A 25,537-nucleotide genomic window follows, 5' to 3' on the forward strand; every position below is an offset into this window, starting at 1 on the left:
ATTACAACCGATCGAGCCCTAAGGTCGGGCTCGATATCTTAATGATTCAGTTCTGCCACAGGCCGTTCAAAGCGCGGCCGAGGGCTGGAGAGAATCGAAATGGCGGCGAGAATGGCGGGGATGCCCAAGACAGCAAAGATCACACTCATCGGTTGGCCGAAACTTAACAAAACGCCCCCCATCATCGACCCAAAAATACCGCCAAACCGGCCGATACCCAGCATCCAGCTCACACCTGTGGCCCGAATCGCGGTGGGATACTGAGTCGGAGCAAAGGCATTAAGCCCGGTCTGACCGCCATTAATGCAAAAACCTGCCGCGAAAATCATCACACCCAAAAGCCCGGTTCCGATGTCGACCAAGCCAATGGTGAAGACACAAATCGCACCGCCCAAGTAAGCCGTGGCAATTACAACCTTGGCGTTCATACGGTCCATCGCATAACCCACAAGAAGGACGCCCACCAAACCACCCAGCTGGAACATTGCAGTGACCATAGCGGCACGCTCAAGCGTCACACCCGCATCCTTGATCAGGGTTGGCATCCATCCCGTCAGCAGGTAGATAACCAGCAAACCCATGAAATAAGTCGTCCACAAGCTCAATGTGCGCCAGCGGTACTCGCCTGCGAGCAGATGACGCACCTTGCCACCTGATACTTGATCCGGTGTCACCTCGGTGAGAATGAACCGCACGTTGTCATTGAATGAGCCACCCATGCGTTTCAGTACCGCAATGATGCGAGCCTGCGGGTACTGTTTATTGACCATGAAATCGACCGACTCGGGCAACAGGAAGTAGAGCACCGGCAACAGTAGCAATGGCAGAGCCCCGCCCAACAACAAGACAGCGTGCCAGCCCAAGTGCGGGATGATCCAGGCAGAGACGAAGCCTCCCATCGCGGAACCCAGGCTAAAGCCCATGAACATCAGCGTGATGAGAAAGCTGCGGTGACGCTTGGGAATGTATTCCGACAGTAGCGTGGTGCTGTTGGGCATCGCAGCCCCCAACCCCAACCCTGTGAGAAACCGCAGAATGGCCAGCTCAACCGGCGAGCGGGCAAACGCGCAGAGCACGCTGAAAATGGCAAAGCATGCCACCGACCACAGCAGCACGCGGCGGCGTCCCAAGCGGTCAGAATAAGGCCCGGACATCAGCGCCCCAGCAGCCAGGCCCACCATTGCAGCACCGAGAATCGGCCCGAAGCCGGCACGGGTGATATCCCAGTCTTGAATCACCGCAGGTGCGATGAATCCCATGATGGCTGCATCCAATCCGTCGAACGTCACAATCAGGAAACACAGAAAAAGAATTAACCATTGGTAGCGAGACATGGATCGATCATCAATCCACTGTTTAATATCCACTGTCTGAACGTTCATGGATGGGACCTTTTATTTTTATGGTTTGAGTGCCATCTGTCCGCCCCAAAGGGAAGCCAGGTGTCGATTCATCATATTCCAGCCGGCCTTCCAACCAACTGCGTAATGCTTAAGCAGGGATCGTTTTTATTTATATTCAATAACGGAACGTTGTACGCAAACTCACGAAGTGGACACTCTGCCCCCCTACATCCTTGACCGCACGACCCACATCGAAATATTCCCAATCCATATCAAGCGTCACATTGCGTGAGGCCAGCCATCGACCTGTGGCCTTGTAAATCGTACCTACTGACTTACCAGAGGCACTTGCACTGTTGGGCACCAAGCTCATGCCCGTGAAGTAGACGCCATCGTTGGTATTTTCACGCCATGCCTTGTAAATCGCAGGTTCGAGGCGAATCTGCGGCACCGGGGAAAACCCAAGACTGGGCCCGAAAACGATCAGGTTGGACAACGTGGTCAAACTGGCTTCGCCGTAGTAACCATTTTTCGAATACAGCGGGTCAAAAGTGCCAATCCTATTGTCGCCGCGCTTGGAATCACCACTGGCAATGTCCGAGCGCACGCCAATGCGTGGCATCCAAGGGTGATCGAAGGTGTAGCCCGTGGCGCCGGACACAAACCACGCCTTGATCTGGGCATCACCGAGATGACCAAATTGGCCTGCGGCATCCCAGGTCCAGTCAAAACCATTGTTCTTACCGAAAATCCGGGTACCGACTGTGTACCGCTTCTCGTCACCGATCACTCCGGCAAGGTTTCTATTTTTGGTTTCCAGGTCCAACCCGTAAAGGTCAAAGTTCACGGCCTTGCTGATCGGCACCGTGCTGTAGACCCCGTAAAACTTGATCTCATCACTGGGTTGATCATCGAACGATTTGGGCCCGTACTCGACCGGACGCAGCGCAAAGGCATCCACCGCAATACCACCCGGCGTCTTGAACATGACTTTGGCACCATCCAGATTGGCGCGAACATTGGGCACGTCTCGATCACTGATGAGCATCAGACTGCCATACACCAACTCCTGACGCCCCAAGCGTGTGGTCAGCCGATAACCTGAATTGAGCTTTAAGTTCCAATCCACAAAGGCTTGCTGGAACTCGTTACGGCTTTCGTCAAAAGGCGAAAACAAATCTTTGCCCCAACTGCGCGTGTTTTGTAACTGCGCAAATACACGTACCTGATCATTAAAGAGGTGCAAATCACCGTGCAGCTGCAAACGTTGCTGCAAGTAACTGTCGTCATTTATCCCGCGTAAACCGAAGAAAGGTTTATCAATCGAATCCGCGCGGTAACGCACTTCTGCACCGGTTTGCAACCAGGCTGAGTCGCCCAGCGGTATATACCGAAGGGCATCGAAAGGGTCAGTTCTTTTCGACTCGTCTTTCAAGAACGAGTAGTCTTCCGCCCAGCGTGACAAGGCTGGGCGCGAAGGACGGGCCTGTTCGAGTGTAGTCGGTACTAACATTGAGTCAGCCCATCCACTCAGAGGAGCCATGCACAACATACTGAATATAACGGCTTTAGGGACGCACTTAGTTTTAAGCATGGAAACTCTCTTTTTTATTATTATTCAAGAACCGTTTATTTATTAATTAACACTTATCAGGCGCACACCTCCCCGCCCCAAACGGAACTGTTAACACGACACATAATTTCGCCAGCGCTATAAGCATTAATCAAGCGATTAAGGCTTATAGGTACTTAAGCAACACGCACCGCTTTATATATCCAGCACCAACCGGGCACTTTTGGCCCGAGAACAGCACGGCGTGAATTGATTATTTTTGGCTCTCTCGACGTCCGTAAGAAATGAATCCCGGTGATCCGGTTCGCCTTCAAGAACACGCGTAATGCACGTCCCGCAAATACCCTGCTCACACGAAACGGGGATATCAACACCCGCCTCGTAAAGTACATCGATGATGGTTTGGTCCGGGCCAATGACATAGACGTCCCCGGAACTGGCCAGTTGAATTTCGAAACTCGCACCCGCCGCGTGAACATCCGACGGCGCACTGAAGTACTCACGATGCAGCGTGTCCTCGCTCCACCCCTGCTCTCTGGCTGAGCGCAAAACAAAATCCATGAACCCCGTTGGGCCACAGACGTAAAGATGCGTGGACGCATGCGGCTCGCCAAGCAACCCTGGCATGTCTAACGGCTTAGGGGGTTGTGCGTCATCAAAATACAGATGCACCCGCGAAGCAAAGGGCGACTCGCGCAGACGCGCCTGAAATGCCGCACGCTCGGCTGAACGCGCCGCGTAATGCAGCTCAAAGTCGGCACCACTTTGAGCCAAGCGCTCAGCCATACACAGAATCGGCGTAATGCCAATTCCACCGGCAAACAGCAAGGTGCGTGTCGCGCGGTGTTCCAAGGGAAACAAATTGCGCGGTTCACTGATGCTAATTGTCTGGCCAACAGTAATCTGATCGTGCATTGCCTTGGAGCCACCCCGTGAGTTGGGGTCCAACAGCACTCCGATCAAATACCGATGGCTCTCCTCAGAAGGGTTGCACAACGAATACTGACGAACCAGCCCTGAGCCGAGGTGAACATCAATGTGCGAGCCGGCGCTGAAGACTGGCAAGGCCGTTCCATCGGCACGGGCCAGCTCAAAACTGCAAATATCCAGCGCTTCCTTTCGCTTATGGGTGACGATCACTTCCAACATGGCAGGGTCCTGTTTCTTGTTTTTCTGACGCGAGGGCTCAAGCCCAACGCGGCTTGCCTGATACTCAGAGTTGCTGGGCGTCAATGATGCCCTGCTCTTCTTGCGACAAACGCAGCATGATTTTGCGACACAAAATGCCGGGGCGATCAGGCCCGAAGCTCAGCTCTTCGACCGGGCCTGGTTCGCGATCAAGCAGTTCCTGAATCCAGGTCAGCGCCTCGACGTCTTCTTGATAGGCCGCTTTGTGGCTTTCGTAGATATAGGTGTCGATGTCTTCATCAGTGAGATGAAAGTCCCGGCTGTTGAACCACCAGTAGTGCAGGCTGTTCTGGGTCTCTGGTGTGAAGGCGTGCATAATGTTGACCCGATATTCCTGAGCTTCGTCCCCACGAGGCTCCAAATTGACAATCTTGGCGTGGGCAATGTGAATGGCCGCAGACTCAAAACGCGCATCCGAAAAGCGGTCGACGTTACGCCCCTCCAGCTTCATCGGCACAGCGTATACCGGTGGTGGCGGTGAGTTTTTCAGCGCGCGCAGAATGATCACCCGATCACCTTCAGCCCGTACATCCAGATCAGAGCGAACATAGGCCGGGGTGCCGATACCGGTCTTGGCGTGCAAGATGGAGAAGTGCGTTTGGTCGAGCAGGTTTTCGTGCATCGCCACGTAGTTGGTGTGGAAGTTAAAACTACCGCCGGTGGTTGCCCACTCAGGCTGATCCAGCCAGGCGGTGTTGGGTACTGAGGCGGCCTGCGCCTTGCTTTTATCCCCCATCCATACCCAAATAAACGGTGCTTTTTCGATGACGGGATAACTGTCCACACAGGCGTGACTTGGCGCGTTTGCCAATGAAGGCATGCCCACACACTGGCCTGTCGGGGCATACACCATGCCGTGATAGCCACACACCACATCATCACCTTGAAGCCGACCGCGACTGAGCGGGAATGAGCGATGGATACAGCGGTTGTTCAAAATAACGGGCTTGCCATCCTCAGTGCGGTACATCACGACAGAAGTGCCCAGCAGTGTACGTTCCAAGAGGTAGCGACCTACCTCGCTGCTCAAACCAGCTACGTACCAGCAGTTACGAATCAAGGGGGTGCGATGGTCCGCCATTGCATTAGAGCGTTGACGTGGCGGACGCGGGGTGGCTTGCAGCATGTTATGCCTCCTATTTTTATTGTGTGGTTTACGCGTGCGCAATTATCAGGAGCACGTCGATACGCAAACACCTCAGGCTGTCCATACCCTGAACAATCAGGGCATGTCGGTGAACGCTAAATTATCTGCTAAGCCCTGGCCTGTCCTCTCGCTAATGATTATCGAGGTATCGCTTATGCTTATGACAAGGCTAGAAAAACGCGCCAACCCGGCACTTTAAGCTTCCGAACATTGGGCTTTGGGGCACAGAACAATGGGCACTTGCAATCGTTGGTGTACGGAGCATATTGTATTGAGCTCTCGCTTCACCCCCCCAAAAAACAAAAAGGACAATGCCCATGCAATTCCACCTCAACGGCTTCCAGGCCGGAGATCCAGAGCTTTACCCTGCGGCTCAAGCCACGACCCTGCCCGAGACGGTTGATGTGTTAATCGTTGGCAGTGGCCCCGCAGGTCTGGTCTTGGCTGCGCAATTAGCTAAATTTCCGAATATCGTCACGCGCGTTGTCGAGCGCCGTAGTGGCCGGTTGCAATTGGGGCAAGCTGACGGGATTGCTTGTCGCACGGTTGAAATGTTTAACGCCTTTGGTCTGGCTGAAAAACTGGTGCGCGAAGCCTATTGGGTGAATGAAACAGCGTTCTGGCGGCCGAAAGCAGATGACCGCCATAGCATCGAGCGTACCGGGCGGGTACAAGACACCGAAGATGGTTTGTCTGAGTTTCCACATGTCATCGTCAATCAGGCCCGTATCCAGGACTACCTGCTGGACAGCATGCTTAAATCGCCCCTGCGGCTGGAACCGGATTACAACCTGGAGCTTGCCGACGTCGCCCGTGACGAGCATCCCACTCATCCTGTTATCGCTACTCTCAAGCACACTGAAACTGAGCAGACAACCCAGGTCCGCGCCCGTTACCTCGTTGGTTGTGATGGCGCACGCAGTAAAGTTCGCGCAGCGATTGGTCAACAATTGAAAGGCGATGCCGCCAACCATGCCTGGGGTGTGATGGATGCGCTGGCCGTGACCGACTTTCCTGACATCCGCCTCAAAGTGGCCATTCAGTCTGCGGATGCCGGCAACATGCTCTTCATTCCACGCGAAGGCGGACACCTGGTTCGCATGTACGTGGACTTAGGTGAAGTGACCGAGCAAAACCGCGCAACGATCCGCGCCACCAGTGCCGAGCAACTGATCGCCACGGCACAACGGATCTTGCAACCCTACACACTGGACGTGAAAGACGTGGTCTGGTTTTCCGTCTACGAAGTGGGTCAGCGCCTTACGGATCGTTTCGATGACGCTGTCAGCACTGGCACACAAGAGCGCGAACCCAGAATATTTATTGCGGGCGACGCTTGCCACACTCACAGCGCTAAAGCCGGACAAGGCATGAATGTCTCGATGCAAGACACCTTCAACCTGGGGTGGAAAATGGCTGCGGTGCTCGAGGGGCGCAGCCCTTCAAGCCTGCTGGCCAGCTACTCCCAAGAACGCCAGCCAGTGGCCCAGGAGCTGATCGGCTTCGACAAGGAATGGTCAGCCATGATCGGCGCGCGTCCAAAAGACCCATTGAACCCCGCTGCCGGAGGCGTCGACCCCACCGAACTGCAAGCCTACTTTGTGCAAGCCGGCAGATACACCGCAGGGGTTGCTACCCGCTACCGCCCGGGGCCGTTGACCGGTGAGGCAACTTGGCAAGGGCTTGCCAATGGATTGCTCATTGGTGCGCGCTTTCATTCCGCGCCGGTCATTCGCCTGGCCGATGCTCGCCCGATGCAACTTGGGCACGCCGCCACTGCCGATGGTCGCTGGCGGCTGTACGCCTTTGCCGATATTGGCGGTGAAGCGTTGGCTGCTTTATGCCAATACCTGGAGCACGACCTGAACTCCCCTGTTCGTCGGTTTATGGCATCAGACGCAGATCTGGACAGCGTGCTAGATGTGCGAGCTGTCTTCCAACAAGCACACCGAGCATTGAAGGTCGAGCAACTGCCGACATTACTTCGCCCCCCAAAAGGTCGCTTCGGCCTAATTGACTATGAGAAGGCGTTTACAGTCGATCCCACAGCCAACATCTTTGACAAGCGTGGGATCGACCCACAACGAGGGGCCATGATTTTGGTGCGCCCTGACCAATACATCGCCCACGTTCTTCCACTGGACGGATACCGTGAGCTGGAGGCATTCTTGGAGCCCGTTTTTATCCCGCAATAAAAGGCGCCCCCTCGTGTCAGTCGACGCTCAACACAAGATCTTCGTGCACACCGGTAGCTTGATCCGCCGGGCTCAACAACGTCACGTAGCAATTTGGACGCAAGAGGTGTCCACGGACGTCAGCAGCGTGCAATACGCTTCATTTCTTGTGTTGGAGCGACGTCCCGGGGTGAGCCAACGCGAATTGGGGGATGAACTCGATCTGGATCGTTCCACCATCGCTGATTTGACCGCACGCATGGTGCGTAACGGTTTGGTGGAACGAGTCGGCGATCCGCAAGACAAACGTCGCAACACGCTATATCTGACGGAGCATGGTCGAGCTCAACTCGACATGCTCAAACCACGAGTAGAAACAGTCGAACACCTGCTGACACAGCACTTGAGCTCCGCTGAACGTGACGCTTTGCGCTGCCTTCTTGAACGGATGCTTGTTCCATCCAATGCGTAGCCCCATTAAAATTCGAGGGGAAATCAACTTGCTCAGGTATCTACCGGGTGTCCCCTCCAGGAATAACAGTTTCCTGTGATTTGCAAGCAATGCCGATTTGAAGAGCAGCATCGTTTACATATGGTGTACCGTCATCGTTGATTTGGTAGAACACCTCGTGCAAATACTGCTTATCATCTAGAACGAAACAACGAAATGACACGTTGGATTGAAAAGCTGCTTTAAGCTCGTCAAACTCCACACTTCGGCCAACCCATGCCGCAAACATCGCTTCGTTGTAACTCACCGCTTTTCGGAGCGTTACGATATCGTTGAAATAGTTCTCCTCTGTTTTACCCGAGCACGTACCATGTTTTTTCCATTCGTGCTTGAACATACCTTGCGGATTAGTTGGCACCAGCGCAGCGATATCAGGCCTACTAGCAATTTTCTCCAGAGTACTGTTACTGATTTCACACTCCTTCCCCAGCTCACAACTCGGAGCCGTGTTACAAAAAGCCGGATGGCGGTTGGTTTTATTAGCCGAACTATTGTTATAAGGCCAAATACCATGAGTGAGAAATTTCGCAGGCGGTTTGTCACAACCTGCTGTGTCGGGCTTTAGCTTACAAAAACTAGGCTGCCACGTAACTGAGTACACCAAATATTGGTAGGCTGCTTCAGCAGGTGTAATTTCTTCGTTGGTATCCAATGCAAAAACAGCACCACTAACCAGCATCAAAATAGCGGCTGCGATTCGACCTAACTTCCACATGATCCAAGTCCTTGTGTTGACCATTCGATTAACATCTACCGTGAGTTCAATGATTGGCCCTATTTAATCCAAAGACCACTGTCATAAATGACAGTACTACCCTAATGGCTTGACCGGCCGCCCTATCAGTCGTGTGAATCACCCGAACAGCATTAGCTAACTGTGGCGCGTCACTTTAGGCATCAGCACAAAAGCATGCTTCTCAGCCGACAACTGTCATTGGCCAGTTTTTTACTTCGGCCCCGGTTCGGCAGACTGATTAGACCCTTCCCAACGGATTATCGGGGCGTTCAAAACAGGAGAACACTATCAAAGCTTTATCCATTGTGCGGCCCAGTGGTGGCCGAATTGCTTCAGGGCAGAAAACGCTGGAAGTTCGTCGCTGGCACCCTGAACTGAGCCCTTCGGAGGATCTTCTGATCGTTGAAAACGGTCGATTTCTCCACATTGAGGGTGACGAAGACGATGCGGGTAGCGCCGTCGCAATCGTACGCGTGAAAGCGGTGCGACCCTTCGTCCTCGCGGACATGCAAGCAGCCTGCGCAAGCTATTTTGAAGATGGCTGGCTTGCATGGGAGCTGAGTGATTTAAGACCCATCACCCACCTTGCCCGCGTTCGCGCGGCGCGAGGTATCTACGAGGTAGATTTCCCCTGTTGCCCTACATATATGGCCGCAGGGCCTGCCTGATAGTGCTCATCGGTGGCTTTTCCCAACCACTCGACATGCCCTGCTATTTGAATCGCATGCAAAAAAAATCGTGGCGCGCAATCCTCTGGGAGAATGCGCAGCCACGACCGTAGTTACATCGTGAGCAAGTTCAAAGTTAAGTCGACATCAGTCCACCCGGAAGGCAATCACGCTATCGCCCAGTGTCGTGCCCAAGGAGCCATGACCACCCGCGGCAATCACTACATATTGCTTGCCATCGCGCCCCATGTAAGTCGAGGGCGTTGCCTGCCCACCGGCCGGTAGTTCGTACTGCCATAACAACTCACCCGTGTTGACGTCATAAGCACGGATGAAGTTGTCCGCCGTGGCACCGTGGAACACCACACCTCCTGCAGTGATCAACGGGCCACCGTGGGCAACCATGCCCATCGGCAGGCCAATCGGGAAGCGACCCGGCAAGAAGCTGGTTTTCAGGTTCTTGGTGGTGCCAACGCGGCGCATCCACTCAGTTTTTCCGGTATTGAGGTCAACCCCGACCATGCGACCCCAAGGCGGTGCAATGCACGGAATGCCCAAGCCAGACGCAAACTGCTGGATATGAATGGCATAGTCGCCGTTGAAGTTTTCATTCCAGTACGGCTGGCCGTCCTGAGTGAACAAACGCTTCTCTTCGGTCTGCGGGGTACGTTTGATTAGGTTGTACTTGTAGGCCAGACGCACGGGGGCGGCGATCAACAACTGACGGTCTGGATCAACTGCCACTGAGCCCCAGTTGAACGCCCCAATGTTGCCAGGGAAAATCAGCGATCCACCTTCGGTACTCGGGGTCCAGGGGCTGGCGTCGTAATGCAGCGTGTTAAAGCTGATACGGCACGACATCTGATCAAACGGGGTCAAACCCCACATAGACTTTTCAGTCAGCGCCTCTGGGATGAAGTTAAGTTTGGACACCGGCTGGGTCGGCGCGAATCGCTCTCCCGACACGCCACCTTGAGTTGAAACCTTGACCTGTTGCACCGGCACAATCGGCTCGCCAGTCAGGCGGTTGAGCACGAAGATGTTGCCCACTTTGGTTGGTAGCAACAACGCAGGCTGTTTCTCACCCTCCTTGCCCAAGTCCATCAGCGAAGGCTGCGAGGGGTTGTCCCTGTCCCACAGGTCGTTATGCGAGGTCTGGAACTTCCACTTGAAAGTACCCGTGTTCAAATCCAGTGCCACCAAGGTGTCACGGAATTTTTCGGTGTTGCTCTGCGGGTCGCGATTGATGCCCAGTTCATCGGGTGAGGCGTTACCGAAAGGCACATACACCAGACCGTTCTTCACGTCGGCACTCAGTGTCCCCCAAGCAACCGGGGTGTCCTGCGGGTAGTTTTGGTCAGCGGCAACAGGCTGGGTCTGCTCCGGATTGGCCGGATCGAAGTTCCACACCAGCTTGCCGGTGATCACGTTATAGGCGCGGATTACACCGGACGGGTTGCCCTCGTTGTAACCGTTGTCCATCACCGAACCCCCCACAATGATTAAGTCGCCTGCCACCAGTGGCGCAGCCGTCTGCATCAGGGCATGAGGACGTATAGCACCCATGTTGGCCGTCAGATCGACCACTCCTTGATCACCAAAATCGGCGCAAGGCTTGCCGCTATCGGCATCCAGGGCCACCAGTTTGGCGTTGGCCGTGGCGGTGAAGATGCGTTTGTTGCACTGCTGTGCAGTGCCCGACGCATTGGCCGGTGCTGCATCGCCAGCGTAGTAACTAACCCCCCGACATGTCTGGTGCTGTTGCAGGTATGAACGGTCTTTTTCAGGCGCGTACTTCCAGTCCATCGCCCCGGTTTCTGGGTTCAAAGCATGAACTTCGTTATGCGCGGTACACAGATAGACGCGGTTGTTAACCTTCAGTGGCGTGGCTTCGAAGGTGTACTCGCTGGCATCTTTGGCTGCGTCGCGCAGGTCGCCCGTGTGGTATTCCCACGCAACCGAAAGCTTTTTGACATTACTCGCGTCAATCTGACTTAAGCGGGAAAAGCGCTGGCCCTTCTCGGTGCCACCGTAGGCCGCCCAGTCATCCCCTGCACCTTCTGTGGTGCGGGTAACGGCCGGATGGTCGAGTTCACCACGTACCGGGTACGGATCGTAAAACATGATGCACACGACCATGACCATCATCACGCCCACCGTCCCGCCAAGGAATGGGGAAAAACGACGGGTGCTCTTGGGGTCTTGCGCCTGATACAACGGACGCACGACCCACGGCAATGCCAGCCAGAGACCGAGCAACGCAAATACATCACCGCGCGGGATCCACTGCCATTTGTCAAAACCCACTTCGTAGATGATCCAGACCAAAATCGCCCACATCAGCAAGGCATACAGCGTGAGCGCGGCCTTTTTCTTCATGAACAACAACACCGCAATCGCCAGTATTGCCACAGCGATTGCGGCATAGGCCAGCGAACCACCTGCGGCGACCAACGCGCCTCCCATGTACAGAAGGGCCAAACCGAGTATCGCCATGACGATACTTGTCACTCTCAAAATCATGATTATTTACCTGTTAATGGAGGTTGAATCCCACCCTTCACGACCGGTATGGGCCGCCGGGCATCAAAAAACGGTGTTGACGGTCAGGCCCAATACGGTGGCGTTATCCACCTCGTACACTCCGCCAGGGTTGGCCAGATACTGAATGTTAGGACGCAGCATCAGCCACGGTGTCAATTTGAAATCGTAGTGGATTTCAGCCGCATACTCCGCATGTTGCAGCGGTTGATACGCAGGGTTGTCATAGTCGTTCAGATTTAACGTCTGGTTATGCAGGTTCTGGTTTTTGGTCAGCGCCGGGTTGACGTGCAGTTCACTGAAACCGATTGCCAGCGAATCCTGCGGGCGGGCATCAAAGGGCCCGGCATAGATGGCGCCGACTTGTGCCTGCCAGTCCAGTGTGCTGCTGCGCTTGTCGTACTGGGAGTAATGGGCAAACAGGCTCAGGCCCCGCTTGGCATCGCCATTGACCGTGGTGATCTGCTGACGCGCGTAAGCGTACATTCCGTAGCGGCCATCGAGCCGGTCGGCGGCCTGACCAGACACCTGCTTATAGTTGCCGTTGCGGTCTTGCAGCACATCGTTGGCAGTCGCGGTGTTCCAGTAACCGCCGATCATGTATTTGCCGGCCATACCGGCCTCACCCATTGACGGCGTCCAGCCGAGCTCACTGACGTAGGTTGTGCCTTCACGGCCCGAGGTACTGAGCTTGAAACCATTGTTGCGCTCAAGCAGCGTCGGGTTGTACTCGTAGGCGCCCACTTGCACGTAGGTGTTATGGGGCAAATTGAGCTTGATACGCCCGCCCCATTGGCCCACGGGCGAGTTGTACCAGACGGTCGACGCGTGCCCGACCAGGCCGCCGCACAGCGAGTTGTTCTGGAACACGCAGCCAGTCGAGTCGAAGTCGCTGCCAATCGGCAGACGACCGACTTTGATGTCCAGCACATCATCGAAAAACGTTTGCTGATAAGCCAGCGTGGTAATGCGCCACGTTTGCCCGCGCCCGTAGTTTTCCTGTACGGAGGAGCCGATGGTGCCGGTACGCGGATCGGCGATACGGTCACCCGTGATGTCACGGCCGCTACGCTCAGTGATCAACAACTGAAGATTGGCATTGTTCAAGCCGAAGATTTTTTCCAAATCAAAGGCCCCGCCCATATTGAACTGGTCGGTGTAACGGGCCGAGCGCTCGTGGTCGTAACCACCGCTCACATTTGCCGCGCTTTCCGATTGGTAGCTGAATTGAAAGTCATATCCCTTGTTTAACAATTCGGTGCGAAGGCCATCCCAGTCCCCGGTCATCCAGCGCGATGACGACGAGAACATGGGCTCACTGGCCCCTGCATTGGCCGCCAAAATGCTCAGCAACAGTGTGCTGAAGGGAACGATTTTATTATTCACCCTGAAACCTTCGAAATATGAAACGGCACGTTAAAACACTGCACACATTGCGTGTGAGACTGCTGTGCCAGGCCGAACAGATTAGCATGCTGACTATTAGCCAGCTATCTAACTGCCTTTTCAAATATTCCGCCAACAATCGCCGAAGCCCCCGTTTTCAGGGGACTTGGCCGGGGCCATCCAGCTCGCTTATACAAGGTATCCGCACGATGGATACAACAGGGCGTTTAAAGCTCCACGGCAATCCGCTGGATCACTTCCTTGAGCCAGATAAGCCCCGGATCAAAATGATTGCGCGGATGCCACGCGATATTCAGGGCGAACTCCGGAACATTGAACGGCAACTCGAACAACTCAAGATCCCCGGCCTCCTGCACCAGCAACGATGCAGGCAACGTGCAGACCAGATCGCTATGGCTCAGCAGCCTGGGTACCAGGGAAAGTTGTGGCAGGGTAGCGACCACGTTACGCCGCCGCCCCAAGGTTGACAGGTATTCGTCTGCATAGCCTTGGGGGTTGAGGGTTTCATTGGACACCAGCAGGTGCTCCAGCAAGCAGTATCCCTCAAGGTCCAAGGGCTGCTGGCCTCTTGGATGCCCCTGGCGTTGGGCCATTACAAACCCGCTGCGCAGCAAGTTGCGGGTTTTCATGTTCTGCGGGACCCATCGCGAATCATCAATCAGCAGGTCTATCTCACCCTGTTCAAACTGCCGGGCGACCTGGTTCTTTTGTACCCGATTGAAGACAAGTCGCATCTGATGTGGGGCGTAAGCTCGCAGGCATTCGAGCAGCCCGACACCCAGCATCGCCATTGCCGTATCACTGACCGCCAGCTTGAACAGCCTCGCGTCGTGACGCGGATCGAAACTTGGCTGAAACCGCACCACTTGCTTGAGCCCCATCAGCGCCAGCGCCAAAGGCTCGCGCAACGACAGCCCCATCGCGGTGGGGGTCATGCCCCGGCCTTTTTCGGCCGGCAATAACAGCTGATCATTGAACACCAGGCGCAATCGGGCCAACTGTGCGGACAAAGCCGGCTGACTGACTCTCAAGCGTTGAGCCGAGCGAGTGACATTGCACTCCTCCAGCAGAACCTCAAGGGACACCAGCAAATTCAGATCAATGTCACACAGTTCCATAAACGCCTCTTGATCAACATGGCGGCCATTATGCCTAACCGGTTGCCAAGCCTGACGAAAAATCAGCAGGAGCCTGAGTACGACTCTCACAACCCTGAGCACAAAGATCTGAGCATAGGCGCCATCCAGCGCACTGCCCTCATACCAGAGGCAATTCGTGCTTTAAGAGAACTAATGCGAGCAAAGCTGACGGAAAACGAGCGGTCTGCGTTTGCCCTACTACACTACGGGACGCCTGACAGAGCATACGCCTTCGACCTTGCCTCGCAGGTTGCTGAAATGCAGCGCCCGCGGCAATACCGTCTCATCGATTATTCGTCATTCATGGAGTGTCATCATGACTATTGCCGTAACCGGAGCCTCTGGCCAACTGGGCCACTTGGTCATCGAACACCTCAAGGAAAAAGTACCCGCCAGCACTATTGTCGGCTTGGTGCGCAAGCCTGAAAAAGCCAAGGACCTCGGTGTCCAAACCCGCGCCGCCGATTACACTCAGCCTGCAACGCTCGAAGCCGCGCTCGAAGGCGTGGACACGCTACTGCTGATCTCCAGCAGCGAGACGGGGCAGCGCGTTGCGCAGCATGCCAATGTCATCGCAGCGGCTAAAAAAACTGGGGTTAAGCGCATCGTTTATACCAGCTTGTTACATGCCGACCGCTCACCGCTGAACCTCGCGCCTGAGCACATCCAGACCGAAGCCGACCTCAAGGCCTCCGGCATCGTCTATACGATCCTTCGTAACAGCTGGTACACCGAGAACTACACCGGCTCGATCCCTGCGGCCTTGGCCAATGGCGCTTTCTACGGCTGCGCCGGTAATGCGAAAATTTGCTCGGCTCCACGTGACGACTATGCCGAAGCGGCCGCGGTGGTATTAACCGGTGAAGGCCACGAGGGGAAGACTTACGAATTGGCAGGCGACGAGGCCTACACCCTGACCGACCTTGCCGCCGAAATATCCAGGCAGACCGGCAAAGACATTCCCTACAAAGATATCCCTGAGGCCGAATACGCAGCCGCACTCAAGAATGCTGGCCTACCGGAAGGTTTCGCCGCAGCCCTTGCTTCGTGGGATGTCGCAGCCTCCGAGGGCGCGTTATTCGACGATAGCCATCAGCTTTCGCGATTGCTTGGCCGCCCGACAACTCCGCTTGCCGTTGTGGTCGAAGCTGCACTTAAGGATTGATGCCAACCCGCCAGAGCTGATCCAACCTCGTCGTATAGCTTTGACTCAAAAGCTCGCGCTGCATCCCCCAATCGGGATTACTCGGTACGCTGGCAGCTCGCAGCGTACCCCTGCCCCATCGACCGTTAATCTCATCCAGCACCGCCATCACTCGAGAGGCTTCCGCTGGCTGGCTGACCGCAAACAAATCATCTGAAAACTCGCCCGGCTGCCGCAAATCCAGCAGCATCACTTCGGCTTTGCTGTAGTTGAATCCGGGTTGAAAAACATGATCCAGCGCATCGACTGCAGCCTTGGTCAGTAACCGAACATCATCGGTCGGGTACGGCAGTGTCACCACCACACCCTTGGCATATTTGGCTTCATCAGGATTGAACATGCCGGTACGAATGCTGACCCGGATTTTTTTGCAGTAAGACTTTTGCGCCCTTAGCTTTTCCGAGGCGCGCATCATGTAGGTGGCCACGGCTTCCTTGATTGGGGCAAGCTCGGTCAAGCGTTTGCCAAACATGCGGCTGCAGCAGATTTCCTGTTTCGGCGGATCGGGCTCGTCCAGTTCCAGGCATGGCGTGCCGGATAGCTCGCGCGCCGTTTTCTCGATGACTACGCTGAATTGTTTGCGCAGTGTCCACGGATCGGCTTTGGCCAAGTCCATTGCGGTGCGAATACCCATGCGTTCTAGGTGAACCGTCATCCGGCGCCCTACCCCCCACACTTCTGACACAGCCGTGTTGCGCAGTACCCAGTCACGTTCGTAGTCTGCGCATAGGTTCACCACCCCGCCCGTATGGGTTGGCAAGCGCTTAGCCGTATGGTTGGCCAGCTTGGCCAAGGTTTTGGTGTGAGCGATACCGACCCCAACCGGGATGCCCGTGCATTGCAATATTCGGCTACGCAACTCTCGCCCCATCGCGCTCGCATCGGGTATTCCGGTGAGATCTGCAAACGATTCATCAATGCTATACACCTCCACCGCTGGCACCATCGACTCGATCATGCTCATGACCCGGTCACTCATGTCGCCATACAACGCATAGTTTGACGAGAACGCCACAATGCCTAGTTGCTTCAAGCGATGCTTGATCTGGAAATACGGCTCGCCCATTTTTACGTGGGGCTTCGCGTCATAACTGCGTGCAATGACGCAGCCATCGTTATTGCTCAGTACCACGATGGGCACCTTGGCCAGATCAGGTCGAAACACGCGCTCGCAACTGGCGTAAAAGCAGTTACAGTCGATCAGCGCGAAAACCGGCTTGGGCTTAGCGTGCATGACTGCGCACGGTGTAGGTAATCACGCCCCAGATTGAGAGGTCATCACCTTCCATGACGTGGCGATCAGGGTATTTAGCGTTTTCGGATTGAAGAATGATGCGCTTGCCTCTCACACAAAGGCGTTTGCACAGTGGGTCGTTATTGAGCAGCGCCACTACCACATTGCCGTGAACGGCCTCGATCGAACGGTCAACCACAGCCAGATCGCCCGAAAATATCCCCGCCCCCAGCATGCTGTCACCCTCAATGGAGACCAAGTAAACGTGCGGCGCGCGGATGTTCAGCAGTTGATCCAATGAGATTTCTTTCTCAATGTGATCCGCGGCCGGCGAAGGGAAACCCGCCGGGACCTTGAACGAGCAAAGCGGTAAACGCGCTCCGCCTTCAGCAATTGGGCCCAAGGATGTGAAGCTCATGATGCACGCCTTTCAGTTAACTGTATGGACATACAGTTAACTGTGTAGGATGTTTCTGGTCAATTTTTCTGTCAGATATTTCGACAAGCGGGAAAGGGGTTTTGACCGTTGGTAGCTTTGGCTCATGGGTCACTGGATAGAAAGGACGACTGTGCCTATACACGTTATCGTGCTGCCCACGGCGACCATGAGGTTTTCAAGCCCGGATAGTAGGGTATTCGCGCAGCAGGTTGCCGGCCACTGAACTCTATCAGTCAGGATTGTCGTCCCCAAGCCCAGTTTTAAATATGAGCAATAGAAGGCAAAATTTTAGGTATATGAGTCAAATCGGAGGCTTGGGCTCCAGATAAAAATCAAGAACACAGCATGAGACTTCACTAATTAACGGATTGTTTAAAAAAGCTATCCGCTGGCTATATTCATCAAGGCTGTAGGTGCTCTCAGCATGGTTCTTTATTAGGTGGACCTGGAAAGCGCTCGACAAGCCGTCGTTCCTGTTTGATCGCGAGCGCCCGAATATGGCTCTCGGAGGCATCACTCCCAAACAGAAATTGGCCCTGGTGGCCTGACCTTTATTTCTGGTGTGGATTAGAAATGGGGGGATTACCGGTCTAGCCCTAAAGACAGGTCAAAAAGCCCGCCTGCAAGAGCAGGCGGGCTTTTTAGCTAACATCAACCCAAGGCGTTATTTCTGGGTAATGGTGTCCGGCAATGCATAAGCGATGATGTAGTCGCCGACATCAGGCGAGTGGCTCATCCCGCCTGCCGAGATAACCACGTATTGCTTGCCGGTGGCAGGCGATTTGTAGATCAGTGGGGCTGCAACCGCGCCAACCGGCAAGCGGGCTTTCCAAACTTCTTTACCCGTGGCCGAATCGAGCGCTCGCAGGTAGTAGTCTTGGGTACCCGCGAAAAACACCAAGCCAGATGCCGTTGAGGTCGGGCCACCCAGTGTCGGCATACCCAGCGGGATTGGCATGTGCGTTTTGATCCCCAGCGGGCCGGTGTCCTGGACGGTGCCCAATGGAACTTGCCAGACCAGTTTCTGGGTGTTGAGGTCAATGGCGCTCATGCTGCCGAAGGGTGGGCTGTTGCACGGAACTCCCAGAGGCGACTGCAAAATGTCGATTTTCACACCGCCATAGATACCGGCGACTTGTGGGCGAATGGTTCCCATGAAGCCGGGCACTTCATCGGTCGACACTTTAAACTTCTTGGTGTCTTCCTTCGTGACCAGTGACATTCGCAGCGGCATACGCATGTCATTAACGAACATCATGCCCGTGTTCTCGTCGATGGAAATGCCACCCCAGTTCATGCCGCCCAGCAAGCCAGGCCATTCGATGTACGGTTTTTCACTTGGAGGTGTAAACGGCCCCAGATAAACGGAGTCTTTGAACATGATTCGGCAATACAGTTGGTCGAACGTCGTCACACCCCACATCGATTTCTCGTTCAGCGGCTCGACACCGATCGTCGGCATCCCGACCGAAAACGGTTGGGTAGGCGATAGATGCTCACCTTCTGCGGCTGGAGAGGTTGGAACCGCGCGCTCTTCAACTTCTGTGACCGGCTTTCCGGTACGACGATCCAGTACAAAAATGTTGCCCGTCTTGCTGGTCTGGATCAAGACCGGAGTCTTCTCGCCCTGGGCGTTTTTGATGTCATAGAGGACAGGTTGCGAAGGCAGGTCATAATCCCAGACATCGTGGTGAACGATCTGGTAAACCCACTTGGCTTTACCGGTTGATGCATCGACTGCAACGACGGCCGTGCCAAACTTTTCTTTCACTTGATTACGATCACCACCCCAGTAGTCGGGCGGGCCATTGCCCGTAGGCAGGTAGACCAGATTTAACTCTTTATCGTAGGTTGGAATCGTCCAAACGTTAGGCGTCTCCAGAGCGAACTGATGATCATCTGCTGCTGTGTTCTCGCCCTCTGGTGCGCCAACGTCCCAGGCCCACACCAACGCACCTGTCAGGACGTCAAATGCACGCACGGCGCCGGAAGGCTCGCCCGCCACAATGTCACGTACCCAGCCACCGACTACGGTGAGGTGACCCATGACAACCGGCAGCGAGGTTGGATGATAGCGCTTGCTGTTTTCTGTCGGGCCCATGCCTTTTTTGAGGTCGACATAACCGTTGTCGCCAAAGCTCGGGCACAGGGTGCCGGTATGCGCATCAAGCGCAAACAATCGAGCATCTACAGACGACACCAGAATACGCTGACGGCACTGTTGTTCATTGCTATATGACGCCTTGACCTCAGCATCCAGGCTGTCGTCTTTATCAATGTCGTAATAGCCCACGCCACGGCAAGTTACGTGCTCTTCGCTTTTGGCTTTTGGATCGAATCTCCAGATCGGAGTCCCGGTATCACCGTCTAGGGCCGTTATTAGGTTTTCCGGTGTGCACGAGTACAGAACGTTGCCGATCTGCAATGGTGTGTTTTCGTCTACACCCGCACCGGCCCCCGTGGTGCGACGGCCTGTTCTGTAGGTCCAGGCAACCTGTAGATCCTTGACGTTACCCGGGGTGATTTGTGTGTAAGGTGCAAACCGTGTTCCCGAGGCATTACGCCCAAAGAACTCCCAGTTTTCAGGGGCGCTGGTGGGAGTTTCGGCCTTGGGTGCGTCAGTGATGGCGACCGGGTTCGAAATCCCGCCGTGCGGGTAGAACGCTGCGATAAATGTCGCGATCAGTGCCAAGAAAACAGCAAACCCGAACCGGTTAGCCATCCGCCGCGTACTCAGGGGCGTGTGCGGCAAGGCGGCGCCCACCCACAGACTGAGCGTCAGGATGATGGCTGGAATGACCAGACGTGGCAGCAGTTCCCAATAGCTAAACTGTCCAACCTCATAAAAAGCCCAAGCACAGGTCGCAAGAAATATGACAACGGAGAGGCTGATACCAATGCGTTTGCGCAACACAAAGAGTGCCGCCAGCACCAAATAAGCCAGGCCCGCCATCAAGTAATAACTTGAACCGCCCAAGGACACTAGCTTGATCCCGCCATAAATTAAAGCCAGTGAAACGGCAAATACAAACAGGGAAAACAGTAGCCTCGCGATATTACTCATTGAGCGTCTTGCAGTTTGAGATGGTTTGTCATTCGTCATTTTCGTGAATGCTCTGTGGGTTAATACAAAACTGCCCGCACTGCGTGCGAACAACTGGCCGAATGTTCACTCCGACCCGTAAAGGGCTGTGCATGGCTGATGTCGGATTCCGAACTACCGTCTTGCCGACAGAAAACAATCAGTGGAGATCAGCTCAGCAGATTGCTGCAATCGCAATGGGTACGTCGAAGGCTCTAAGGAACGTGGTAGAGGTATTTGTCTGAGCACTGCCGGCTGACATTCCGAGGTTAGGCTGGAGACTTTGAGTCAGTTTATACGGGTACTTTTTTGAATAAATCCAAAGGTTTGAGAAACATTGTTGGCGAAACAGTAATAATTCATAGCAACAGCGAGCTTACGGCCCCCCCTCATGACTTCTTTTGACGCAACGTGCTACTGACCTCAAAAGCAAAGTGCGTTCAGATCAATCGCTCACCGCTTTCGAAGTGAGAGTTCCGATATCACCACTGGATTATTACTGCCTCACCAACAATGTTTCTCAACTCCCTGGATTTATCCAAAAAAACATCTGCATAAACTTATGCCTTACGGCTCACGCCGGACGACATTCATCATGTCTTGTCACTTTCAGGATTTTGTTGTCCAGGTGAGACGAAGATCCAAACGGCTTCGAGCACCTGCAAACCCAATCATGACTCCGTTGATTACACCCAAGCAGGTGCTAACACCGCAGTTCTCACGGCGGTATCAATCCTGAAAAACATGAACTGGCCAGTTTCCTGTCTTGCAGCGTGTAGTTGAGCGACACACCAACATTTTTGTAACGGAGCACACTTCAATGTTTTCTTATTTGCGCACGCTGCTGACCACCAGTCTGTGCGGCGGTTTGTCGCTGTGCATCTTGACCCCGTCCTCAGCATTAGCTGACGCCTCCAGCCTGATGAGTCGGTCGACACTCACCGGCGATTGGGGTGGCGAGCGCCAAAAGCTTATTGACAAGGGCATCACGCTGACCGGTGACTACAGCTCTGAAACGATTTCTAACGTGCACGGAGGGATCAAGCGCGGCACTCGTTATGCGCAACAACTACGCGTGGGCGCCAAGTTTGATCTGAGTAAATTGCTCGATACCCCGAACGCTGGATTTGTGCAAATTCTGGTTAACGACCGTCGAGGCCATAGCGCTACGGAAGACTTGCTCGGCAACCGCCTGTCTGCGCAAGAAAACTACGGTGGCGAATACACCCGACTGACCGAGTTCAGCTACCAACGCAATTTGTTTACTGCGCAGGTGTCCACCAAAATCGGTTATATGGTGATGGGGACCGATTTTGGTGGCATGCCAATCCTGACCAACTTTGTAAGCGCCGGCTTTTGTGCGCACCCGCTGACCATGTCCAGCGGAAGTGGGTGGGGCAACTACCCGACGGCTCATTGGGGTGGCGAGTTACGTTACGACATCAACGATTCACTGACGCTGCAAACCGCAGTCTTCCAGGTCAACCCGGAGCACAACAGTCTTCCTTCCGAAGCGTTTTCCATGCCTAGCCACGACACCACCGGGGCCATTATGCCGCTGGAAGCCATCTTCAATAACAACGCCTTCCTCAATGGCCAATACAAAGTCGGCTGGTACTACGACAGCTCTGACTCGCAAAAAATTGGCAGCACAGAAAAAAGCAGTAACCGCACCGGCGCTTACGTATTAATGGACCAGGCAATCTGGAGGGATGAGCAAGATCCAGAAAGCGTACTACGCCTGTTTGGACAGGCGGCAACCAGCAACGCGGCAACCTCGCCAATGCGTCGCTGGTACTCAGTAGGCCTGGTTAAACAAAAGCCTTTTGCCAGCCGCCCGCATGACACGATCTCTTTTGGCTACGGCCGAGCTGTACTTAACTCACGCACGCGGGATGTACAAGAAGCGGCTGCGATCAGTCTCGGCGAATCCGAAATGATCGCCAACCTCGACAATGGCGAGCAAATGATTGAGCTCAACTATGGCGCGCAAGTCACCCCATGGCTACTGCTGCGTCCCGACCTCCAGTATTACATTGAGCCCGGCGCGTTCTCTGGCAAAAAAAGAGGCAACGCATTGGCCGCGGGCTTACAGATCAAAGCGACGTTTTAAGCGGCTTGCGTAGGTTTAAACGAAGACCTGTGGCGCTCTAGCGGTTACTTCGCGGCTGCGCCCTCACCTACTCGCCCCATCATTGTCGTCTTGCAATGCAGGCGCAGATCAAGACCGCTAGCAACAAGTAAGCGGGCTTCTTCGCGCCGATTATGCGCGTCGTTCAACTTGATCTCAGGATAAGCCCTAAATACCAACCTCAAAGTTCGTCCATACCACTGAGATCTGAGACTCCAACGCCTCACATCACGAGCAAGCACATGCAGCGATAAGCCGCGGCCGTCGCACAGGTAGTAAGCGTCTCTTGGGGCTTGGCTTGTCGAACGACAGCGTCAATCAAGAACGTACGCAGCTCCAGACAATCACGGATAGCTGTCGCTAGAGGGAGCGCCGAGTTGAGTACAGCAGCCAGTCAATCGACCGAGGCGGTGTCATCAACGAACTATCGTGCAGTAATCGGCTTTGAGAGCGGGTGGAGGGCAGCCATTTTTCGGAGACGGATTTAGAACAACTTTCCGTCTACTGGAGGCTGCCCCCTTGGTGGAGCTTCATATGCGAAAAAAGCGACCATAAGGTCGCTTTTTTCAAAGGCCCAGGAACATCACTGAATTTCAGTGGATGCCCTAAGAGCCATAATTTGGAGCGGGAAACGGGCCATTCACCGGTCATCTACCCTCTTGAAGTCCTTGAAGTTTGGCCAACTTCAGCGATTCCAATGGACAAAATTCTGGACTACTTTGAGGGGGGGGGTGACAAGCCGGTACTATCCACGGCGTTCCACTTCCCCATCACAAGCCCTGAAGCTCATTCTTCATCCTCACCGACGGATGCCTCCTTCGGCGCTTGGGGTGACTCAGGTAGGAGTTTTTGTACAGCCGGCGGCCCAATGCGTCGTAGGCGTAGTCAACACTCAAGCGGACGTCGTTGAACTGCACCAGACGGTCGAACAGGTCCCATTGCAGCTGGCTGTGCTGAACGTTGTGTCAGCGCCGGATCTGGTTGCCGCGTTCGTCGTAGTCGTAGTGGGTGCCGGCGTATTCGCGCAGCAGGTTGTTGCGTTTGGGGTCGTGGTCCAGCAGGCGTTGGTACTGTTGGTTTTTTTCATCCAGCAGGTTGCTGGCCGGGTCGAAGGCGAAGGTTTCTACGCCCAGGCGGCTGGTGGCGCTGAGCAGGCGGCCGACCGGGTCGTAGCGGTAGGCCAGCGGCCCGCGACGGCTGTCGTTGATGTCGGTCAGTTGTCCCACCGCGTCGTACTGGTAGGTGCGTTTGATCAGGGTCGTTTTGTCGTCGCGGCGGCCTAAAAGTTGTTCTTGCAGGCGCCCGGCCGGGTCCCATTGTTGGGTTTGCAGCAGGCGGTTGCCTTGGTGGCGGGCGACTTCGCGGTGAAGGCACTGTCATAAACTCATTGAGCCGCAGCCGTGTGGCCAATCTGGCTCAAGCTAAAAACTCAGTCATGGCTTTTTCAATATCTATAAAAAGAGCATCTTTATTGACAAGCTCGCCCAGCTCAGTTGACTTTTCCACCATTAAATTAAGGCAGTCGAACGTGCCTCTTGCTGCGTATTTTTTAAGTTCTTCGAAATCTACGTTTAGCCATTGAGACTCAGGAAAGACAAGATCTATGGATATAGTATTATCCTTTTTAAAGTATTTTAAACGCTCTGCCCCTTCTGACTTAAAGTCCCATATCTTACCGGACACTCTAAATGCTATTGCAAATTTCAAGTCACTTTTAAAATAATTTCTCGCAACATAAGTTTTAAAACAAACATTGAGCTTTCTTTGTATGGGCCCAAGTGCCTTGCGCGACGCTGGATCACCGTACTGCCCACTGATTAAAATCTCCATATACTTCACCTTCTATTTTTCCGCTTGCTTCCTGCCCATGGCTCGTTATTTTTTGGACCTGGAAATCTTTCTACGAGTTTTCGCTCCCTGTCTAGCATTTCAGAGCGAGGCCCTGTCCGATAGGGTACCAACTCACTCCCTGCCAGTTCTTTAGTGCTGTATCTAGTGTGGCGTTTCACAAGTAGAGCAAAAAATCGGACTACGCTTATTCTGAGAAGCATCTCAGGATGCTAGCACCGATGAAAATGGGTCGACCCGCAACTCCCATTGCTCTATCCGAAGCTGACAAAGCCGAACTACTGCGCCGAGTTAACCTACGCAAGGGCCCGCAGGACGCCTGTACCCGTGCAAAAATCATCCTCGCCTGTTCAGAGGGGGAGTCTGGGAACTCCATTGCTCTGCGCCTTGGTGTCAGCAAAGACGTGGTATCTCGCTGGCGGTTGCGTTTCTCAAAATGGGGATTACCTGGCTTGAACGATGAACAGCGTTCCGGCCGCCCTCGCATGATTACAAGCGGCACGGGACAACCTCGCTGTTCGCTGCGCTGGATGTCGCCACTGGGGAAGTCATTGGGCGGCTGAGACGCCAGCACCGCAGTATCGAGTTTCTGTCCTTCCTCAAGGAAGTCGACGCATCAGTGCCGGCCGACGTGCCGATCCACCTGATTATGGACAACTACGCGACTCACAAGACCGACAAGGTAAAAGCGGGGCTGGCTGCCCGTCCGCGTTACAGCATCCATTTCACCCCCACCTCTGCCTCATGGCTGAATCTGGTCGAGCGGTTTTTCTCAACGCTGAGCGAGAAATGGATCAAGCGTCAAGTGAATGTCAGCGTAAAAGACTTGGAGTCCTCGATTGAGTATTACCTTGAAACCTACAACCAGAATCCGAAGCCGTTTCGGGGGCATAAGAAGGCCGAGGACATCCTTGGCTCCGTTGCTCGTGCAGCGAAAGCGTTGGGCAAGTAGTTTTCAGCCTTACTTGTGAAACGCCACACTAGGCCACCAAACCCGCCCTATAAGCCTGCAAACCTAGGCAAAGTCCAGTTCTGGTCACTGAGTCGTGCGAACAGGCGGACTAGTAAATGGTTTTGAACTCTTATTATGTACAATTTTGAAGCGTCTATGCTGGCGGAGAAAGGCATGATTTGTGAGGGGGGGAGCGTGATTCACATACTGAAAAAAATCA

At 54.4% G+C, this 25,537-nt stretch carries 17 protein-coding genes and 3 pseudogenes; 6 read left to right on the top strand and 14 right to left on the bottom strand.

Features of this window, described 5'->3' with window-relative positions; all coding sequences use genetic code 11:
- Positions 1 to 38: 38 nt before the first annotated feature.
- From ACZRJQ_RS13535 to ACZRJQ_RS13550, 4 genes are all read right to left on the bottom strand, one after another.
- Positions 39 to 1,382: an MFS transporter gene (locus tag ACZRJQ_RS13535; protein ID WP_463978850.1), complete on the bottom strand. Its 1,344-nt coding sequence runs from the start codon at positions 1,380 to 1,382 to the stop codon at positions 39 to 41.
- Positions 1,383 to 1,518: 136 nt separating this feature from the next.
- A complete protein-coding gene (locus ACZRJQ_RS13540) occupies positions 1,519 to 2,856 on the bottom strand; it encodes an alginate export family protein (RefSeq protein WP_463978851.1) in 1,338 nt (445 codons plus the stop codon).
- A 255-nt stretch (positions 2,857 to 3,111) separates the two neighbouring features.
- A complete protein-coding gene (locus ACZRJQ_RS13545) occupies positions 3,112 to 4,065 on the bottom strand; it encodes a PDR/VanB family oxidoreductase (RefSeq protein ID WP_463978852.1) in 954 nt (317 codons plus the stop codon).
- Between the two features lie 64 nt (positions 4,066 to 4,129).
- Positions 4,130 to 5,230 carry a Rieske 2Fe-2S domain-containing protein gene (locus ACZRJQ_RS13550; protein WP_463978853.1) on the bottom strand — a complete coding sequence of 367 codons (1,101 nt, stop codon included), beginning with the start codon at positions 5,228 to 5,230 and terminating at the stop codon, positions 4,130 to 4,132.
- Positions 5,231 to 5,568: 338 nt separating this feature from the next.
- Between ACZRJQ_RS13550 and ACZRJQ_RS13555 the strand changes: the two genes are divergently transcribed.
- Entirely contained in the window at positions 5,569 to 7,446 is a 1,878-nt protein-coding gene (locus tag ACZRJQ_RS13555; protein WP_463978854.1) for an FAD-binding monooxygenase, read from the top strand.
- A gap of 13 nt (positions 7,447 to 7,459) precedes the next feature.
- Positions 7,460 to 7,897, top strand: coding sequence for a MarR family winged helix-turn-helix transcriptional regulator (locus tag ACZRJQ_RS13560; protein WP_463978855.1), 438 nt, complete (start codon positions 7,460 to 7,462; stop codon positions 7,895 to 7,897).
- Between the two features lie 40 nt (positions 7,898 to 7,937).
- Here the strand turns inward: ACZRJQ_RS13560 and ACZRJQ_RS13565 are convergent, their stop codons facing one another.
- Positions 7,938 to 8,651 (bottom strand): ribonuclease T2 family protein, encoded by a 714-nt coding sequence (locus ACZRJQ_RS13565; RefSeq protein WP_463978856.1) that lies wholly within the window; start codon positions 8,649 to 8,651, stop codon positions 7,938 to 7,940.
- A gap of 326 nt (positions 8,652 to 8,977) precedes the next feature.
- Between ACZRJQ_RS13565 and ACZRJQ_RS13570 the strand changes: the two genes are divergently transcribed.
- On the top strand, positions 8,978 to 9,340 hold the full coding sequence (locus ACZRJQ_RS13570) for an ASCH domain-containing protein (protein WP_463978857.1): 363 nt from the start codon (positions 8,978 to 8,980) through the stop codon (positions 9,338 to 9,340).
- Between the two features lie 147 nt (positions 9,341 to 9,487).
- On the opposite strand, the gene ACZRJQ_RS13575 is transcribed toward ACZRJQ_RS13570, so the two are convergent.
- The 3 genes from ACZRJQ_RS13575 to ACZRJQ_RS13585 form a co-directional block, all read right to left on the bottom strand.
- The gene (locus ACZRJQ_RS13575; RefSeq protein WP_463978858.1) at positions 9,488 to 11,863 is read right to left on the bottom strand and encodes a membrane-bound PQQ-dependent dehydrogenase, glucose/quinate/shikimate family; all 2,376 of its coding nucleotides are present in this window, start codon (positions 11,861 to 11,863) and stop codon (positions 9,488 to 9,490) included.
- Between the two features lie 63 nt (positions 11,864 to 11,926).
- Entirely contained in the window at positions 11,927 to 13,267 is a 1,341-nt protein-coding gene (locus ACZRJQ_RS13580; protein ID WP_463978859.1) for a carbohydrate porin, read from the bottom strand.
- 227 nt (positions 13,268 to 13,494) lie between these two features.
- Positions 13,495 to 14,406 (bottom strand): LysR family transcriptional regulator, encoded by a 912-nt coding sequence (locus ACZRJQ_RS13585; protein WP_463978860.1) that lies wholly within the window; start codon positions 14,404 to 14,406, stop codon positions 13,495 to 13,497.
- A 337-nt stretch (positions 14,407 to 14,743) separates the two neighbouring features.
- Here ACZRJQ_RS13585 and ACZRJQ_RS13590 point away from each other — a divergent pair, with 337 nt between their 5' ends.
- A complete protein-coding gene (locus ACZRJQ_RS13590) occupies positions 14,744 to 15,592 on the top strand; it encodes an SDR family oxidoreductase (protein ID WP_463978861.1) in 849 nt (282 codons plus the stop codon).
- On the opposite strand, the gene umuC is transcribed toward ACZRJQ_RS13590, so the two are convergent.
- The 3 genes from umuC to ACZRJQ_RS13605 all read right to left on the bottom strand — a co-directional run bounded on the left by umuC (position 15,582) and on the right by ACZRJQ_RS13605 (position 20,368).
- On the bottom strand, positions 15,582 to 16,865 hold the full coding sequence (umuC, locus tag ACZRJQ_RS13595; protein WP_463978862.1) for a translesion error-prone DNA polymerase V subunit UmuC: 1,284 nt from the start codon (positions 16,863 to 16,865) through the stop codon (positions 15,582 to 15,584). The genes ACZRJQ_RS13590 and umuC overlap by 11 nt on opposite strands.
- Positions 16,855 to 17,283: a LexA family protein gene (locus ACZRJQ_RS13600; RefSeq protein WP_463978863.1), complete on the bottom strand. Its 429-nt coding sequence runs from the start codon at positions 17,281 to 17,283 to the stop codon at positions 16,855 to 16,857. The genes umuC and ACZRJQ_RS13600 overlap by 11 nt, the downstream gene beginning before the upstream one ends.
- 685 nt (positions 17,284 to 17,968) lie before the next feature.
- Positions 17,969 to 20,368, bottom strand: coding sequence for a membrane-bound PQQ-dependent dehydrogenase, glucose/quinate/shikimate family (locus tag ACZRJQ_RS13605; RefSeq protein ID WP_463978864.1), 2,400 nt, complete (start codon positions 20,366 to 20,368; stop codon positions 17,969 to 17,971).
- Between the two features lie 838 nt (positions 20,369 to 21,206).
- Here ACZRJQ_RS13605 and ACZRJQ_RS13610 point away from each other — a divergent pair.
- Positions 21,207 to 22,499 carry a carbohydrate porin gene (locus ACZRJQ_RS13610; protein WP_463978865.1) on the top strand — a complete coding sequence of 431 codons (1,293 nt, stop codon included), beginning with the start codon at positions 21,207 to 21,209 and terminating at the stop codon, positions 22,497 to 22,499.
- Between the two features lie 44 nt (positions 22,500 to 22,543).
- Here ACZRJQ_RS13610 and ACZRJQ_RS13615 read toward each other — a convergent pair.
- The 3 genes and pseudogenes from ACZRJQ_RS13615 to ACZRJQ_RS13625 form a co-directional block, all read right to left on the bottom strand.
- Positions 22,544 to 22,798, bottom strand: a pseudogene (locus tag ACZRJQ_RS13615) (Arm DNA-binding domain-containing protein); the annotation flags it as partial.
- Between the two features lie 561 nt (positions 22,799 to 23,359).
- Positions 23,360 to 23,887: pseudogene (locus ACZRJQ_RS13620) on the bottom strand (RHS repeat-associated core domain-containing protein); the annotation flags it as partial.
- Positions 23,888 to 23,933: 46 nt separating this feature from the next.
- A complete protein-coding gene (locus ACZRJQ_RS13625) occupies positions 23,934 to 24,347 on the bottom strand; it encodes a hypothetical protein (protein WP_463978866.1) in 414 nt (137 codons plus the stop codon).
- Between the two features lie 245 nt (positions 24,348 to 24,592).
- On the opposite strand from ACZRJQ_RS13625, the pseudogene ACZRJQ_RS13630 reads away from it, so the two are divergent.
- A pseudogene (locus ACZRJQ_RS13630) lies at positions 24,593 to 25,317 on the top strand (IS630 family transposase).
- The last annotated feature ends 220 nt before the right edge of the window (positions 25,318 to 25,537 follow it).

The sequence above is a fragment of the Pseudomonas sp. E315 genome (genome assembly GCF_055406205.1).

Coding starts and splice junctions, on each gene's coding strand:
- ACZRJQ_RS13535 (WP_463978850.1), bottom strand. CDS start 1,382: ATGAACGTTCAGACAGTGGATATTAAACAGTGGATTGATGATCGATCC.
- ACZRJQ_RS13540 (WP_463978851.1), bottom strand. CDS start 2,856: ATGTTAGTACCGACTACACTCGAACAGGCCCGTCCTTCGCGCCCAGCC.
- ACZRJQ_RS13545 (WP_463978852.1), bottom strand. CDS start 4,065: ATGTTGGAAGTGATCGTCACCCATAAGCGAAAGGAAGCGCTGGATATT.
- ACZRJQ_RS13550 (WP_463978853.1), bottom strand. CDS start 5,230: ATGCTGCAAGCCACCCCGCGTCCGCCACGTCAACGCTCTAATGCAATG.
- ACZRJQ_RS13555 (WP_463978854.1), top strand. CDS start 5,569: ATGCAATTCCACCTCAACGGCTTCCAGGCCGGAGATCCAGAGCTTTAC.
- ACZRJQ_RS13565 (WP_463978856.1), bottom strand. CDS start 8,651: ATGTGGAAGTTAGGTCGAATCGCAGCCGCTATTTTGATGCTGGTTAGT.
- ACZRJQ_RS13575 (WP_463978858.1), bottom strand. CDS start 11,863: ATGATTTTGAGAGTGACAAGTATCGTCATGGCGATACTCGGTTTGGCC.
- ACZRJQ_RS13585 (WP_463978860.1), bottom strand. CDS start 14,406: ATGGAACTGTGTGACATTGATCTGAATTTGCTGGTGTCCCTTGAGGTT.
- ACZRJQ_RS13590 (WP_463978861.1), top strand. CDS start 14,744: ATGACTATTGCCGTAACCGGAGCCTCTGGCCAACTGGGCCACTTGGTC.
- umuC (WP_463978862.1), bottom strand. CDS start 16,865: ATGCACGCTAAGCCCAAGCCGGTTTTCGCGCTGATCGACTGTAACTGC.
- ACZRJQ_RS13600 (WP_463978863.1), bottom strand. CDS start 17,283: ATGAGCTTCACATCCTTGGGCCCAATTGCTGAAGGCGGAGCGCGTTTA.
- ACZRJQ_RS13605 (WP_463978864.1), bottom strand. CDS start 20,368: ATGAGTAATATCGCGAGGCTACTGTTTTCCCTGTTTGTATTTGCCGTT.
- ACZRJQ_RS13610 (WP_463978865.1), top strand. CDS start 21,207: ATGTTTTCTTATTTGCGCACGCTGCTGACCACCAGTCTGTGCGGCGGT.
- ACZRJQ_RS13625 (WP_463978866.1), bottom strand. CDS start 24,347: ATGGAGATTTTAATCAGTGGGCAGTACGGTGATCCAGCGTCGCGCAAG.